The organism is Phytohabitans flavus, from assembly GCF_011764545.1.
Classification (GTDB): Bacteria; Actinomycetota; Actinomycetes; order Mycobacteriales; family Micromonosporaceae; genus Phytohabitans; species Phytohabitans flavus.
The window spans coordinates 6,269,923-6,284,001 of the sequence record NZ_AP022870.1 but is presented as its reverse complement, the minus strand read 5'-3'; the positions used below and the strand labels follow the sequence as shown (position 1 = coordinate 6,284,001).

10 protein-coding genes and 3 pseudogenes are annotated in these 14,079 nt (G+C 71.1%); 8 read left to right on the top strand and 5 right to left on the bottom strand.

Going from position 1 to position 14,079, the window contains the following annotated elements; translation table 11 throughout:
* Positions 1 to 116 precede the first annotated feature (116 nt).
* Positions 117 to 1,100, bottom strand: a complete 984-nt coding sequence (locus Pflav_RS27270; protein ID WP_173039287.1) for a phosphotransferase family protein — start codon at positions 1,098 to 1,100, stop codon at positions 117 to 119.
* Between the two features lie 74 nt (positions 1,101 to 1,174).
* Between Pflav_RS27270 and Pflav_RS27265 the strand changes: the two genes are divergently transcribed.
* From Pflav_RS27265 to Pflav_RS27250, 4 genes and pseudogenes are all read left to right on the top strand, one after another.
* Complete coding sequence (locus tag Pflav_RS27265) at positions 1,175 to 1,705, top strand: DUF4240 domain-containing protein (RefSeq protein WP_173039285.1); 531 nt, start codon at positions 1,175 to 1,177, stop codon at positions 1,703 to 1,705.
* Positions 1,706 to 1,893: 188 nt separating this feature from the next.
* A pseudogene (lepA, locus tag Pflav_RS27260) lies at positions 1,894 to 3,752 on the top strand (translation elongation factor 4).
* Between the two features lie 2 nt (positions 3,753 to 3,754).
* Positions 3,755 to 4,252, top strand: coding sequence for an NUDIX domain-containing protein (locus Pflav_RS27255; RefSeq protein ID WP_173039283.1), 498 nt, complete (start codon positions 3,755 to 3,757; stop codon positions 4,250 to 4,252).
* Positions 4,253 to 4,365: 113 nt separating this feature from the next.
* Positions 4,366 to 4,644 (top strand): GlsB/YeaQ/YmgE family stress response membrane protein, encoded by a 279-nt coding sequence (locus Pflav_RS27250; protein WP_173039281.1) that lies wholly within the window; start codon positions 4,366 to 4,368, stop codon positions 4,642 to 4,644.
* Between the two features lie 53 nt (positions 4,645 to 4,697).
* On the opposite strand, the gene Pflav_RS27245 is transcribed toward Pflav_RS27250, so the two are convergent.
* The gene (locus tag Pflav_RS27245; protein WP_173039279.1) at positions 4,698 to 5,555 is read right to left on the bottom strand and encodes a hypothetical protein; all 858 of its coding nucleotides are present in this window, start codon (positions 5,553 to 5,555) and stop codon (positions 4,698 to 4,700) included.
* A gap of 81 nt (positions 5,556 to 5,636) precedes the next feature.
* On the bottom strand, positions 5,637 to 6,434 hold the full coding sequence (locus Pflav_RS27240; RefSeq protein WP_173039277.1) for an enoyl-CoA hydratase-related protein: 798 nt from the start codon (positions 6,432 to 6,434) through the stop codon (positions 5,637 to 5,639).
* Between the two features lie 18 nt (positions 6,435 to 6,452).
* Between Pflav_RS27240 and hemW the strand changes: the two genes are divergently transcribed.
* A complete protein-coding gene (hemW, locus tag Pflav_RS27235) occupies positions 6,453 to 7,652 on the top strand; it encodes a radical SAM family heme chaperone HemW (RefSeq protein ID WP_173039275.1) in 1,200 nt (399 codons plus the stop codon).
* 144 nt (positions 7,653 to 7,796) lie between these two features.
* On the opposite strand, the gene Pflav_RS46325 is transcribed toward hemW, so the two are convergent.
* A complete protein-coding gene (locus tag Pflav_RS46325; protein WP_232072748.1) occupies positions 7,797 to 8,078 on the bottom strand; it encodes a DUF4870 domain-containing protein in 282 nt (93 codons plus the stop codon).
* A gap of 550 nt (positions 8,079 to 8,628) precedes the next feature.
* Here Pflav_RS46325 and hrcA point away from each other — a divergent pair.
* The 3 genes and pseudogenes from hrcA to Pflav_RS27215 all read left to right on the top strand — a co-directional run bounded on the left by hrcA (position 8,629) and on the right by Pflav_RS27215 (position 11,530).
* Complete coding sequence (gene hrcA, locus Pflav_RS27225; RefSeq protein WP_173039273.1) at positions 8,629 to 9,651, top strand: heat-inducible transcriptional repressor HrcA; 1,023 nt, start codon at positions 8,629 to 8,631, stop codon at positions 9,649 to 9,651.
* A 37-nt stretch (positions 9,652 to 9,688) separates the two neighbouring features.
* A pseudogene (gene dnaJ / locus Pflav_RS27220) lies at positions 9,689 to 10,821 on the top strand (molecular chaperone DnaJ).
* A pseudogene (locus tag Pflav_RS27215) lies at positions 10,818 to 11,530 on the top strand (16S rRNA (uracil(1498)-N(3))-methyltransferase). Before dnaJ ends, Pflav_RS27215 begins: the two co-directional pseudogenes overlap by 4 nt.
* A 4-nt stretch (positions 11,531 to 11,534) precedes the next feature.
* Here Pflav_RS27215 and Pflav_RS27210 read toward each other — a convergent pair.
* Positions 11,535 to 13,967, bottom strand: coding sequence for a beta-glucosidase family protein (locus Pflav_RS27210; RefSeq protein ID WP_173039271.1), 2,433 nt, complete (start codon positions 13,965 to 13,967; stop codon positions 11,535 to 11,537).
* Between the last annotated feature and the right edge of the window lie 112 nt (positions 13,968 to 14,079).

The following is a 14,079-nucleotide window of genomic DNA, read 5'->3' as shown; positions in this document are numbered from 1 at the left end:
GTCCTTGTCGTTCTTTGGGTTTCGGGTATCTGAGCGCACGCGACACCTATGCGTCACTATGCGCGACGCACCAGATTACCAGCCAGCCTCGCAGACCTCCAAAACGGGCAGCGGCCTCAGGCCCACCCACGCCGGGAAGCCAGCCAGGCCAGCGCCACCTCGCCGGTCCAGCGCTGGTGGCTCACGATGTGCGGCGAGGCACCCGTCGGCCCCGCCTCGGCGCGGGTCAGCATGTATCCGCCCAGTGCGGTCAGCGCCGCGTCAAGGCCCTCCGGCGGGGCGTCACGGGCCGTCGGGTGGGCGGCGAAGAGGGCGTCCGCGTCGAGGCCACTCGCGTATGCCGTGATCAGCAGTGACACCGTGTCCCACCAGGCCGGGCCGAAGCAGATCCAGGTCCAGTCGCACAGGTGGGCGGCACCGGCCGGGTCGATGAGGACATTGTCGAGGCGCAGGTCACAGTGGGTGGCGGCGGTGCTCACGACGTACCCGGGGAGCGCCGCCTCCAGCGCGACAAGCTCGTCCAGCTGCTTTTCCACCCACGGCGGTACCGGCGGCATGGCCTCACGCCCAGCGGCGATCTCCCGCCACCACGACAGGTCGGAACGGACGAGGTCGGCGAGCGCCGGGAGCCCGACCGCCACCAGCTCGGCCGGCGGCTCGCGCAACGCCTCAGCCGCCAGCGCCCACGCGCCCAGCGTGGCGTCCAGCTCGGCGGGCCGCCACGGTAGGTCGGGCATCCGGCCCTCGATCGCGTCGAGGCAGATCACGTAGTGGCCGGCCGCGGTCAGCGTCCACCTCGGGCGGGCGGCTGGGACGGCGGCCGGGAGCGCGGCGGTGACGGCCACCTCCCGCGCGTACCAGTCGGTGAGGTGCCGTTGCGTGCTCAGCGACGCCGCCTTGACGAAAGCCCGCTCCCCGTCGGCGGTGTCCAGCACCGCCGCGAAGCCGCGGGTGAAGCCGCCGCCGGCGGTGGTGGCCCAGGTCACCTGCGAGCCCAGCCGCGCGCTGATCGCCGTGCGCAGGTCGGCGGGCAGGTCGGCCCAGGAGGGGCGCACGGCGGTGGAGGCGTACGGGACCGCCGGCATCGGCATCCTCGGCATGCACCCATACTGCCCTGGTGTCACACCCGTCTGGCACAGTCGGGCCCGATGGACGCGAAAGAAGGCCCGACGAGATGAATACGAGCGAGTTCTGGGCGCTGATCGGCGACGCGGCGCGCGAGGGCGGCACACCGGACACGGCGGCGGAGCGGATCGCGGCGGCGCTGGCCAAGCGCGACGCGGACGAGATCGTCGGCTTCGAGCGGCACATGCGGCGGGTGCTCGACGCGTCGTACAAAGTGGATCTTTTCGGCGCCGCCTACCTGGTCAACGGCGGCTGTTCGGACGAGGGCTTCGACGCGTTCCGGGGCTGGCTGATGGCGCAGGGACGCGAGGCGTTCGCGCGGGCGGTCGGGCAGCCCGACTCGCTGGCCGAGCTGCCGGCGGTGAAGCGGGCCGCGGTCACCGGTGAGGAGCTGGGCTCGGAGCGGATGCTGGCCGTCGCCGCACAGGCCCACCGTGAGGCCACCGGGGAGGATCTGCCCGAGGAGCCCGCGGCAAAACGCCCCAACACGGACGATTTCTGGGACTTCGACGACGAAGACGAGGTCCGTCGCCGCTTCCCGCGCCTGGCGGCGCTCTTCAGCGAGGCGCCAGGCGAGTAGCGGAGGCGCCAGCCTGATAGCAGAGTCGGCAGCCGGATGCAGGGGCGCCAGCCGAGTACAAACGAAGACGCGGCGATCTTCAACCGGGCACCAGCGGGGTAACGAACAAAACGTGGGACCATAGAGAGCGGCCGGCCATTCGCCGGCCGTTCCCGCAGGTTGAACGAGAACGGACGACTGTGCCACCGATGAGCGCGAACAGCCCGGGCGCGACCGACCCCGGCCGCATCCGTAACTTCTGCATCATCGCCCACATCGACCACGGTAAGTCGACGCTGGCCGACCGGATGCTACAGCTCACTGGCGTGGTCGACCCGCGGCAGATGCGCGACCAGTACCTCGACCGCATGGACATCGAGCGCGAGCGTGGCATCACGATCAAGAGCCAGGCCGTGCGCATGCCGTGGACGGTGCGGGAGGGCGCCCTCAAGGGCGAGTCGGCCGTGCTCAACATGATCGACACGCCGGGGCACGTCGACTTCACGTATGAGGTGTCTCGCAGCCTGGCCGCCTGCGAGGGTGCCGTGCTGCTCGTTGACGCCGCACAGGGCATCGAGGCACAGACGCTGGCAAACCTGTACCTGGCGCTCGAAAACGACCTGCACGTCATCCCGGTGCTCAACAAGATCGACCTGCCGGCCGCCCAGCCGGACAAGTACGCCGAGGAGCTGGCCCACCTCATCGGCGGCAGCCCCGATGACTGCCTGCGCGTCTCCGGCAAGACGGGCGAGGGGTGCCGCACCTGCTGGACGAGATCGTGCGGCAGTTCACGCCGCCGACCGGCGAGGCCGAGGCGTCAGCCCGCGCGATGATCTTCGACTCGGTGTATGACGTGTACCGAGGCGTCGTCACCTATGTCCGTGTCATCGACGGGCGGATCGAGGCGCGCGACAAGATCAAGATGATGTCCACCGGCGCCGTACACGAGCTCCTGGAGCTCGGCGTGATCTCGCCCGAGATGCAGAAGGCGCAGGCACTGGGCGTCGGCGAGGTGGGCTACCTGATCACCGGCGTAAAGGATGTGCGCCAGTCCCGGGTCGGTGACACTGTCACGATCAACACGCGCCCGGCCACCGAGCCCCTCGGTGGGTACAAGGACCCGAAGCCGATGGTCTACTCCGGCCTGTACCCGATCGACGGCTCCGACTACCCGGACCTGCGCGACGCGCTCGACAAGCTCAAGCTCAACGACGCCGCGCTCAGCTACGAGCCGGAGACCAGCGCCGCGCTCGGCTTCGGCTTCCGCTGCGGCTTCCTCGGCCTGCTCCACCTGGAGATCATCCGGGAGCGGCTGGAGCGTGAGTTCGGCCTCGACCTGATCTCCACCGCGCCCAACGTGGTGTACCGCGTGATCATGGAAGACGCCACCGAGCACGTGGTGACCAACCCCAGCGAGTACCCGACCGGCAAGGTCGGCGAGGTGTACGAGCCGGTGGTGCGGGCGACCGTCCTCACGCCGAACGACTACGTCGGCGCGGTGATGGAGCTGTGCCAGGGGCGGCGCGGCGTGCTGCTCGGCATGGACTACCTCTCGGCCGACCGGGTCGAGCTGCGGTACACGCTCCCGCTCGCCGAGATCATCTTCGACTTCTTCGACCAGCTCAAGAGCCGTACGAAGGGGTACGCGAGCCTCGACTACGAGCCCAGCGGCGAGCAGCAGGCCGACCTGGTCAAGGTGGACATCCTGCTGCACGGTGAGGCCGTCGACGCGTTCAGTGCGATCGTCCACAAGGACAAGGCGTACAACTACGGCGTCACCATCGCCGCCAAGCTGCGCAGCCTGATCCCGCGGCAGCAGTTCGAGGTGCCGATCCAGGCCGCGATCGGCAACCGCGTGATCGCCCGCGAGACGATCCGGGCGATCCGCAAGGACGTTCTTGCCAAGTGCTACGGCGGTGACATCAGCCGTAAGCGCAAGCTGCTGGAAAAGCAGAAGGAAGGCAAGAAGCGGATGAAGATGGTGGGCCGCGTCGAGGTGCCCCAGGAGGCGTTCATCGCGGCACTGTCCACCTCGGACAGCAGTGGGGACGGCAAGGCCAAGAAGTGACGGTGGAGGCGCGGTTCTGCCCCCGCTGCGGCGCCAGACTCCAGGACAAGCCACCCACCACCTGCGTGGCATGCCGCTACGAGCTGTACGTCAACGCCCGCCCGACCGCCAACCTGGTCGTCCACGATGGACGCCGCTTCCTTGCCATCAAACGGGTGATGGAGCCGCGGGCGGGGCTCTGGGAGGTGCCCGGCGGCTTCTGTGACGGGTGGGAGGAGCCCGCGGTCGCCGCTGTGCGCGAGGCCCGCGAGGAGCTCGGCGTCCAGATCACCCTCGGCGACCTCATCGGTTTGTACATCGGGACGTACGAATACCAGGACGAGCGGCTGCCCGTGCTCGAGTGCTTCTACCTCGCCACGCTCGCCGACGGCGCGCAGTTGGCGCTCGACCCGCGCGAGTCCTCCGACCACACCTGGTTCGACCTCGATCGGCCGCCGCCGCTGGCGTTCGAGTCGATGGACCGGGCGATAGCTGAGGCAGCGCGGCGTTTAGGTCTCTGAAGCGGCGGGCACCTTTCCGGCGAACGCTTCTCCACCTCACCCGATGGCCACCCGACCGAGGTCGTCGAGGTTGGAAACGTTCAGCCAGGACGAACCCCCGAAGGAGGACGACCGTGACCGCAACCGGCATTATTTCCGCGCTCATCATCGGGCTGATCATCGGCGCGCTGGGGAGGCTGGTGGTTCCCGGCCGCCAGAACATCCCCATCTGGCTGACCATGGTCATCGGCGTCGCCGCGGCCCTGCTCGGCACCGTGATCGCGCGGGCGGCGGGTGTGGCTGACACATCTGGCTTCGACTGGACCGAGGCTCTCATCCAGGTCGTACTGGCCGCGATCGGCGTGGCCCTGGTGGTGGGCGTGACCGGACGACGCGGGGTCAGTCGCTACTGACCAACCTCGAATAACCGACGCGGATGGGGCCCCACGTGGGCCCCATCGCCGTGTCAGGGCGCGGCGTAGACCTCCGCCACCACCTGGCCGGCCTGGTCGGGCTGCGCGATCTGGGCCCAGGCGCCCTCTTTCGCCGTCCACTCCAGACCGGCGAACCGCACCTTCTTCACCCCGTGGTCGGTGGCGTGCGAGACCAGCCAGTGCGCGTACCGCCAGCCGGCCTGCGGGCTGGCCGCTGGCACGGTCAGGCCGGTGACCTGCGCGGACGCCTCCATGCTGCCCCAGTCGAGGCGCAGCCCGTTACCGAGTGCCTCCGTCGCCGCCGCGCCCCGCATCGGCGGCTCACCGTCCACCGTGCACGCCACCGCGCCGGTCGCGTTGCCCAGCAGCGCCTTGGTGAGCACCGTCGACTCGTCGGCCCACTTCTGGTACGCCTCCGGGTAGGCCGAGCGCTGCACCCGCTGGGCCGCGTCGGTGACCCGCATCTTCTCCCAGCCGCGCACCTTCTTGAGCGCGGCGTAGAACTTGTTCGCCGCGTACCGCGGGTCGCCGACCTGATCCGGCGTCCCCCAGCCCTGGCTGGGACGCTGCTGGAAGAGGCCGATCGAGTCGCGGTCGCCGCCGGCGAGGTTTTCCAGTTTGGACTCCTGTAGCGCGGTGGCCAGGGCCACCACGACGGCCCGCTCGGGCATCTGTCGCTGCATGCCGATCGCGGCGATCGTGGCCGCGTGCGCCATCTGCTCGGGGTTGAGGGTCACCTCGCCGTCGGCATGCACTGTGCAGGCCCGGCTGTATGGGCGGGGCAGGCCGAGGTCAGAGTGCCAGTCGTGCTTGCCGACGACCAGCCCGATGACGGCGACAAGCATCAGGCCGACGGCTGCCACTACCCCTGCCCGAATACGCACCGTCACCCCTCACTGAGTCGTCCGTCCAGGGTACGACGTGATCCTGCCGGCGACCGTACCCCTGGCCGGTTTGGCGCGGAAGGGGAGTTAACTGCCCGCCGACCCCTCGGGTACCCACGATGGGTAGGTTTTCTCCCGAAATGCCCGGACGCCCGCTCGCCCTTCCTCAGATTGGAAGTAGCCCACCGAGAGGGCGGAAAGCTCGGCGAGCTCTTCACGTACGGTAGCCGTCGCCCGGCGGTGCAGGATGTCTTTCGCAGCGGCGAGTGCCTGTGGGCCGCCGAGCACGAGCGCCCGGCAATAGGCGGCCACCGTTGCGTCCAGCGTCTCTGCGGTGGTGGCCTGGGTGACCAGCCCGATCCGCTCGGCGCGCCGCCCGTCGAACGTGTCCCCGGTCAAAAAAAGCTCGGCTGCCGCGCGCGGGGTGAGGCGGGGGATGACGGTGGCGGAGATGACCGCGGGTACCACGCCCAGCCGTACCTCGGTGAAGGCGAACGTGGCCTCCTCGGTACAGATCGCGAGGTCGGCGGCGGCCACCAGGCCGATGCCGCCGGCCCGCGCTGGCCCGCCCACGCGCGCCACCACCGGCTTGGGGCACTCCCAGATCGCCGCGAGCACGTCGCCGAGCATCGCCGCGGGGATCTGTCCGCTCGCCACCGCCTCGGCGGTCTCCTTGAGGTCGGCACCCGAGCTGAAGACCGGGCCGGTGTGGGAGATCACCACCACACGTACCGACTCGTCGCCCTCCGCCGCTTCCAGCGCCGCCAGCAGCTGGGTCATCAGCGGGGTGGAGAGCGCGTTCCGGTTGTGCGGGCTGTCCAGCGTGAGAGTCGCCACGCCCTGCCCGGTCTCGACGCGGACCAGCGACTCAACATCAGAACTCATGCGGGCAGACTAGAACCCATGCCCGGAGCACTCCCAGACGGCGAGGCCGTACCCCGCGACGGCAGCCTGCCACCTGGCACCAGCCTGGGCGGGCGGGGCTTCGGCGTATACGTCCACGTGCCCTTCTGCGCCAGCCGGTGCGGTTACTGCGACTTCAACACGTACACGGCGGCTGAGCTGGGCGGTGGGACGAGCGGCGAGGCGTACGTGGACGCGGTGCTCGCCGAGCTGGCCCTCGCGGAGCGGGCCGTGACGCCGGCGCGGGTGGACACGGTCTTCGTCGGCGGCGGTACCCCCACACTGCTCCACCCGGACGACCTCGCCCGGATCCTGGAGGCGATCGACCGCACGTGGGGGCTGGCCGCCGACGCCGAGGTCACCACCGAGGCCAACCCGGAGTCGGTGACGCCCGCCTCGCTCCAGCGGCTGCGCAAGGCCGGCTTCACCCGGGTCTCGCTGGGGATGCAGTCGATCGCGCCGGGCGTACTCAAGCTGCTGGAACGCCGGCACACCGCGGGCCGCGCGCCAGTCGCGGCGACCGAGGCGCGCGAGGCCGGTTTCGACCACGTGAACCTCGATCTGATCTACGGCACGCCGGGGGAGACCGCGGACGACTTCGCGGCATCGCTGGCGGCGGCCGTGGGGGCGGGTGTCGACCACGTCAGCGCGTACGCGCTCATCGTCGAGGACGGCACCCGGCTTGCCGCCCGGATGCGCCGCGGCGACCTGCCGTACCCCGATGACGACGTCGCCGCCGACCGCTACCTGGCCGCGGACGCCGCCCTCGGCGCGGCCGGCCTCTCCTGGTACGAGGTCTCCAACTGGGCGGCCGGACCGTCCGCACGCTGCCGGCACAACATTCTCTATTGGACCGGCGGCGACTGGTGGGGCCTCGGGCCAGGCGCGCACAGCCACGTCGGCGGCGTGCGCTGGTGGAACGTCAAGCACCCCTCGGCCTACGCCGCGCGGCTGGCCGCCGGCGAGTCGCCTGGGCACGCCCGCGAGGTGCTGTCGGCGGACGACCGGCACGTCGAGGACGTGATGCTGCGCCTGCGGCTCGCCTCCGGGCTGCCGCTCGCCGTGCTCGACGGTCCTGGCTGTGCGGCCGCCGCGAGGGCTGAGGCGGACGGCCTGCTGGAGATCCGGGACGGGCTCGCGGTGCTGACGCTGCGCGGCCGCCTCCTCGCCGACGCCGTGGTCCGCGACCTGCTCCCCTAGAAGATCTTTTCTTAGAGACAGATTCGAGCTACCGCGATGCCCGTCGTGGTCAAGACCGTCGCTCCCGCGGCCTCACCCGCCGCGGTTCACAACCATCCGTAGGCGGACCCCCGAGGACCCTGCGGTCCCCGGGGATCTTGCTCGTTACTTGATGATCGAGAAGGTCATCGGATAGGTGTACAGCTGGCCGTCGTTGGCCCGCACGCCGCCGATGATGCCGAAGACGATCGCGATGATCGTCGCGATCGGCGCGAGGACGAAGCCGATCACCACGCAGATCAGGATCCAGCAGATCACGGTGATGATCGACCAGAGCAGCTGGAAGTTGAGCGCCGCGATCGCGTGCGCGCGCACGGTCGGCGACTGGTTGCCCTTTGCCACGAGCGCGACGAGCGGGCCGATCCAGCCCAGCGTGCCGCCGCCGATGAACGCGCCGAGCGCGCCGCCGAAGTGGGCGACGAGGGCCCAGGTCTTCTCGTCGTTGGTGGCGTACCCCGCTGGCGCGGGCCGGCCGCGTAGTAGCCACCGGGTGGACCCTGCGGCGGGTAGCCGGGCGGTGGGTAGCCGGGCGGCGGGTACGAGCTGCCACCGGGGGGCGGGTAGCCAGCGCCTGGTGGCGGGTAGTCGGCACCCGGGTAGCCGGCCCCACTCACAGGCGGCGGTGGCGGTGCGTCACTCGGGGAGGGGCGTAACCGGGGAGGGTGCCTCGCCCGGCATCGAGTAGGACGCTGGGGGTGTCAGCGGAGAGGTCGGGTCGGATGGTGTCCCGCCCGGCTCGCTCTCTCCGGGAGGGCGAGGTGGTTCTGTCATGCAGGTCACGGTAGGGGCACAGATCAACCTACGCCACACAACACTCTTACGTACTGTCGGACATTGCACCCAAAGAGATCATCGCGGTGACTTGGGGGTGCGACGTAGACTGGCACTCGGTACAGTCGAGTGCCAGTCTTCTCATCTGGTGCGGCAGGGGGTGACAGTGAGTCTCGATGACCGCAAGCTCGACGTGCTCCGAGCGATCGTCGAGGACTACGTCGCAACCCAGGAGCCGGTCGGCAGCAAGGCTCTTGTCGAGCGACACCAGCTGGGCGTCTCGCCCGCGACCGTGCGCAACGACATGGCCGTCCTCGAGGAGGAGGGCTACATCCGGCAGCCGCACACAAGCGCGGGTCGCGTGCCGACCGACCGCGGCTACCGGCTCTTCGTCGACCGGCTTTCCCGGGTCAAGCCGCTGAGCCCGGCCGAGCGGCGGGCGATCGAGCGGTTCCTCGCCGGGGCGCTCGACCTCGACGATGTGGTGCATCGCACGGTGCGGCTGCTCGCCCAGCTCACCCGGCAGGTCGCCGTGGTGCAGTACCCGAGCCTGGCCCGCTCCTCCGTGCGGCACCTGGAGCTGGTGCCGATCTCCACGACCCGAGTGATGCTCGTCATGATCGCCGATACCGGCCGGGTCGAGCAGCGGCTTGTCGAGCTGCCCGCGCCGGTGCCGGTCGACGCCCTCACCGACCTGCGCCGCAGGGTCAACGAAAAGCTCGTGGGCCAGCGGCTGTCGGAGGCGCCGCCGCTGGTCCAGGCGCTGGTCGACGAGGTCCCGCCGGACGATCGCAACACGATGGTTGCGCTCGCCACAGTATTGCTTGAGACGCTTGTCGAGCGGCACGATGAGCGCATCGCACTAGCCGGCCGGGCCAACCTGACCCGTGGCGGTCTACTTGACTTCCAGGGCTCCCTCCGCCCGATCCTCGAGGCCCTCGAGGAGGAGGTCATCCTGCTGAAGCTCTTGGGTGAGGTCGACGCGGACACCCTCCGGGTCCGAATCGGCGATGAAAACGAGATCGACAACCTACGGTCCACCTCAGTTGTCAGCACGGGCTACGGTCCAGGCGCCACAATCGTGGGTGGTCTCGGTGTCCTCGGGCCGACGAGGATGGATTACCCCGGCACCATCGCTACGGTGCGCGCCGTGGCACGCTACGTAGGCGACCTGTTGGGAAACAATTAGCCCGGGACAGCGCGAGAACATGAGGACACGGAACGCAGTGGCCAAGGACTACTACGGGATTCTCGGTGTAAGCCGAGAGGCCTCCGACGACGAAATCAAGCGCGCCTACCGGAAGCTGGCTCGCCAGTACCACCCGGATGTCAATCCGGACCCGGAGGCGCACGAGAAGTTCAAGGACATCAACGCCGCGTACGAGGTGCTCTCGGACGACCAGAAGCGGCAGATCGTCGACCTCGGCGGCGACCCTCTCGCGCCGGGCGGCGGTGGGCCCCTGGCGGCCCCGGCGCGGGACCATTTGTTGGATTCCAGGACATTATGGACGCGTTCTTCGGCAGTGCTGCCGGAGCGCGCGGCCCGCGTTCGCGGACCCGGCCGGGTGCCGACGCGATCCTGCGGCTGGAGCTGGAGCTGACCGAGACCGCGTTCGGGGTCGAGGCACCGATCACGGTGGACACCGCCGTGCTCTGCACCACCTGCTCCGGCGCCGGCACCGCGGCCGGCACCCACCTCGCCACCTGTGAGGCGTGCGGCGGGCGCGGCGAGGTCCAGTCGGTGCAGCGCACCTTCCTCGGCCAGGTCGTCTCGTCCCGCCCGTGCACGGTCTGCCAGGGCTACGGCACGGTGATCCCGCACCCCTGCGCGAGCTGCGGCGGCGACGGCCGGGTGCGCACCCGCCGCTCGCTGACCGTCAAGATCCCGGCCGGGGTCGAAGACGGTATGCGCATCCGCCTTGCCCAGCAGGGCGAAGTCGGCCCCGGCGGCGGCACGGCCGGCGACCTCTACGTGGAGATCCACGAGCGGCCGCACGACGTGTATTCACGCAAGGGCGACGACCTGCACTGCCGGGTCACCGTCCCGATGACCGCCGCCGCGCTCGGCACCCGTCTGACGATCAAGACGCTGGACAGCGAGGAGCAGCTCGACGTCAAGCCCGGCACGCAGCCCGGCGCGACGCTCCGGCTGCGTGCCCGCGGCGTGCCCCACCTGCGTGGCACCGGTCGCGGCGACCTCTTCGTCCACCTCGACGTGCGCACGCCCACCAAGCTCGACCCGGACCAGGAGCGGATCCTGCGCGATTTCGCCAAGACCCGGGGCGAGGAGGTCGCCGAGCTCACCAAGCAGGGCGGCTTCTTCTCGCGGATGCGGGACGCGTTCAACGGCCACGCGTGAGTGCTCCGCTCTTCCTGGTCTCGGCGCTGCCGCAGCGGGAGGCCTTCACGCTCGACGGGCCGGAAGGGCACCACGCGGCCACCGTCCAACGGCTGCGGGTGGGTGAGGAGCTGCTGCTCGGAGACGGGCAGGGCGGCACGGCCACCGCGGTGGTCACGGCCGCCGGCCGCGGCACCCTCGATCTCCGGATCATCAGCAGGGGGTACGCGGCGGCGCCCGACCCCGCCTGGTGGTGATCCAGGGCATCGCCAAGGGTGAGCGGGGCGAGCTGGCCGTGCAGGCGATGACCGAGGCCGGCGTGGACGAGATCGTGCCCTGGGCGGCCGCCCGCTCGGTGGTCCAGTGGCGCGGCGAACGCGGCGACCGGGCCCGCGACAAGTGGGTCGCCACCGCCCGCGAGGCCGCGAAGCAGGCCCGCCGCCCGTGGCTGCCGCTGGTCGCGCCCGCCGCGTCGACCCGCGAGGCAGCCGCCCGCGCCACGCTTGTCCTCCACGAGGAGGCGAAGGACCGCCTGACCACGGTCGACCTTCCGGAGACGGGCGAGATCGCGCTTGTGGTGGGCCCGGAGGGCGGCATCGCACCGGAGGAGCTGGCCGTGTTCGAGTCCGCCGGCGCCCGTACGGTCCGGATGGGCGACCCGGTGCTCCGCACCTCGACCGCCGGAGTGGCCGCCCTGGCGGTGCTCTCCACCCGCCTTGGCCGCTGGTGACCGGCTAGATCGTCAGCTCGGTGCTGAGGCGGCGGTCGGCGACGCTGTGGGCGGCCTCGACGAGGTACGTGCCGGCCACCTTCTGCCAGCCACCCTCCCACACCGCGAAGGTGCGCTCCGGGAGCGGCACCCGTACCGTGACCGCCTCGCCGGGCTCCGCCACGGCCGAGGCGAAGCCGGCCAGCCAACGGCGCGGCCGCGCACTGTCCGGTGAGGACGGCCCGGCGTAGACCTGGACGACCTCCCGTCCGGGACGCGTGCCGCTGTTCCGGACCGTAACCACCGCTTCACCATCCTCGATGGACAGTGACTCGTACGCCCACTCGGTATAGCCAAGCCCGTGGCCGAACGGGAAGAGCGGGTCAGCCGGGTCCGCCCGGTACCCCAGGAAAACGCCCTCGTCGTACGCCAGCGCCCCGCCCGTGGGCGTGACCGGCAGCGCGTCCGAGTCCCGGCGGGGCCACGTCGTCGGCAGCCGACCGCCCGGCTCGGCCGCCCCGAGCAGCACGTCGGCGAGTGCGGCGCCCGCCTCCTGCCCCGGAAACCAGGTGAGCAGGATCGCGGCGACCTGGTCGGCCCAGGGCATCAGGACCGGCGAGCCCGCGTTGACCACGACGACCGTACGCGGGTTGGCGGCGGCCACCCGGGAGACAAGCTCGTCCTGGCGGCCGGGCAGCGCGAGCGTGGTGCGGTCGAACCCCTCCGACTCGACCTCCTCGGTCGTGCCCACGACCACCACGGCGACGTCCGCCTCGGCCGCGGCGCTCGCCGCCCCGTCCAGCAGCGCGTCCGGACCCGGGGAGGGCGGTGCGTGCCCGATCGCGAAGGACACGTAGCCCGGGTTGCCGCCCCGCTGGGTGAGCACCACCTCGACCGGCTCGCCCGCGGACAGCTCGACCGGAAACCGCCGCTCTTCGGCCCCGCGGAAGACATCCGACTCGTCCTGCTCGCGGTACACCGGACCCTCGAAGAGCGGTTGCCCGCCGGCGGTGAGCGTGAAGTCGCCGAAGCCCACGATCGCCAGCTCGTGCGCGCCGCTCGCCGTGGGGGTGAGCCGCGCGGAGAGCGAGAGCTCGGCGATCTCGTCCGGGGCTACGCCGGGCGGCGGGTCACCCATCCAGCGCGCGTACGCGGTCGGCAGCGGCGACCGGAAGAGCTCCCGTCCGCCGGCCGCGCGGAGTACCCCGGTGATGTCGCTCCATTGTGGACCTCTGGCGACCGGCACCCGGCGGCGCGGATCGGCGCCGACCGCGTAGGTGACGGTGGCGGCGTTGACGATCGCGGCGAACGCGGACGCCTCGCCCGGCACGGCCAGGGTCTGCTCGCCGGCGAGCGCCGCGGTCAGCCCGTCGAGCGGTGACACGACCCGGGCCGGCTGCACGAGCGCGCTCCCGCCACCCTGTACGCGGGCGTCTGCGGCGAGCGCACCGGAGACCGCGACCGTGCGTAGCCGTGCCGAGTCGAGCGGGAGCAGTCCGCCCTCGTTGCGGACGAGCACGAAGGAGCGGGCGGCGATCGTCCGCGCGACCGCCGCGCCGTCGAGTGTGGACGGACGGTCTGCCTCGGCCACCACGGGTGCCGCGCCGTCGAGGATGCCGACCCGGGCGGCGAGCCGCAGCACCCGGCGTACCTTGTCGTCGATCACCTCTTCCGGGACGGCGCCGGAGCGGACCGCGGCGACAAGCGCCTCACCCCAGGGGTCGCCGACCGCCGGCATGACCACGTCGAGCCCGCCGTTCGCCGCGGGCCCGGTGCTGCGAGCGGCCGTCCAGTCGGAGACGATGACGCCGTCGAAGCCCCACTCCCGCTTGAGTAGCCCGATCTGTAGCTCGGCGTGCTCGGTCATGGTGCTGCCGTTGACCCCGTTGTACGCGGCCATCACGCCCCAGGCGCCAGACCCGACGATCCGCTCGAACGGCGCCAGGTACAGCTCGCGCAGCGCCCGCTCGCCGACCCGTACGTCCACTGTGAACCTGTCGGTCTCCGAGTCGTTGGCCACGAAGTGCTTCACGGTGGTGCCGACGCCCTGGTCCTGCACGCCCGCCACGTACGCCGCGCCGATCTCGCCGGTCAGCAGCGGGTCCTCGGAGTAGCACTCGAAATGGCGGCCGCCCAGCGGGCTGCGGTGCAGGTTGACTGTCGGCGCGAGCAGCACGTGCACGCCCTTGCGGCGGGCCTCCTGCCCGAGCACGCGCCCAGCCGTACGGGCCAGGGCCGGATCCCAGGTCGCGGCGAGCGCGGTGGGGCTGGGCAGGGCGACGGACGGGTCGTCGGGGCGCCAGCCGATGCCGCGCAGCCCGATCGGGCCGTCGGACATCACCAGCGAGCGGAGGCCGATCTCGGGGATGGCGGGGAGGGTCCAGAAGTCCTGGCCGGAGAGAAGCTTGACCTTTGTCTCTAGGTCAAGGGCCGCCAGCGCATCCTCGATGACCGACATCGCCTGATCCTAAACGGGTTGGGGGCGTCCCGCACTGGGACGCCCCCGCAAGGGCGGTGGGGGTCAGCCGCCCGATCGGCCACCCGGATCGGTCCACCCACAAACAGCCGAC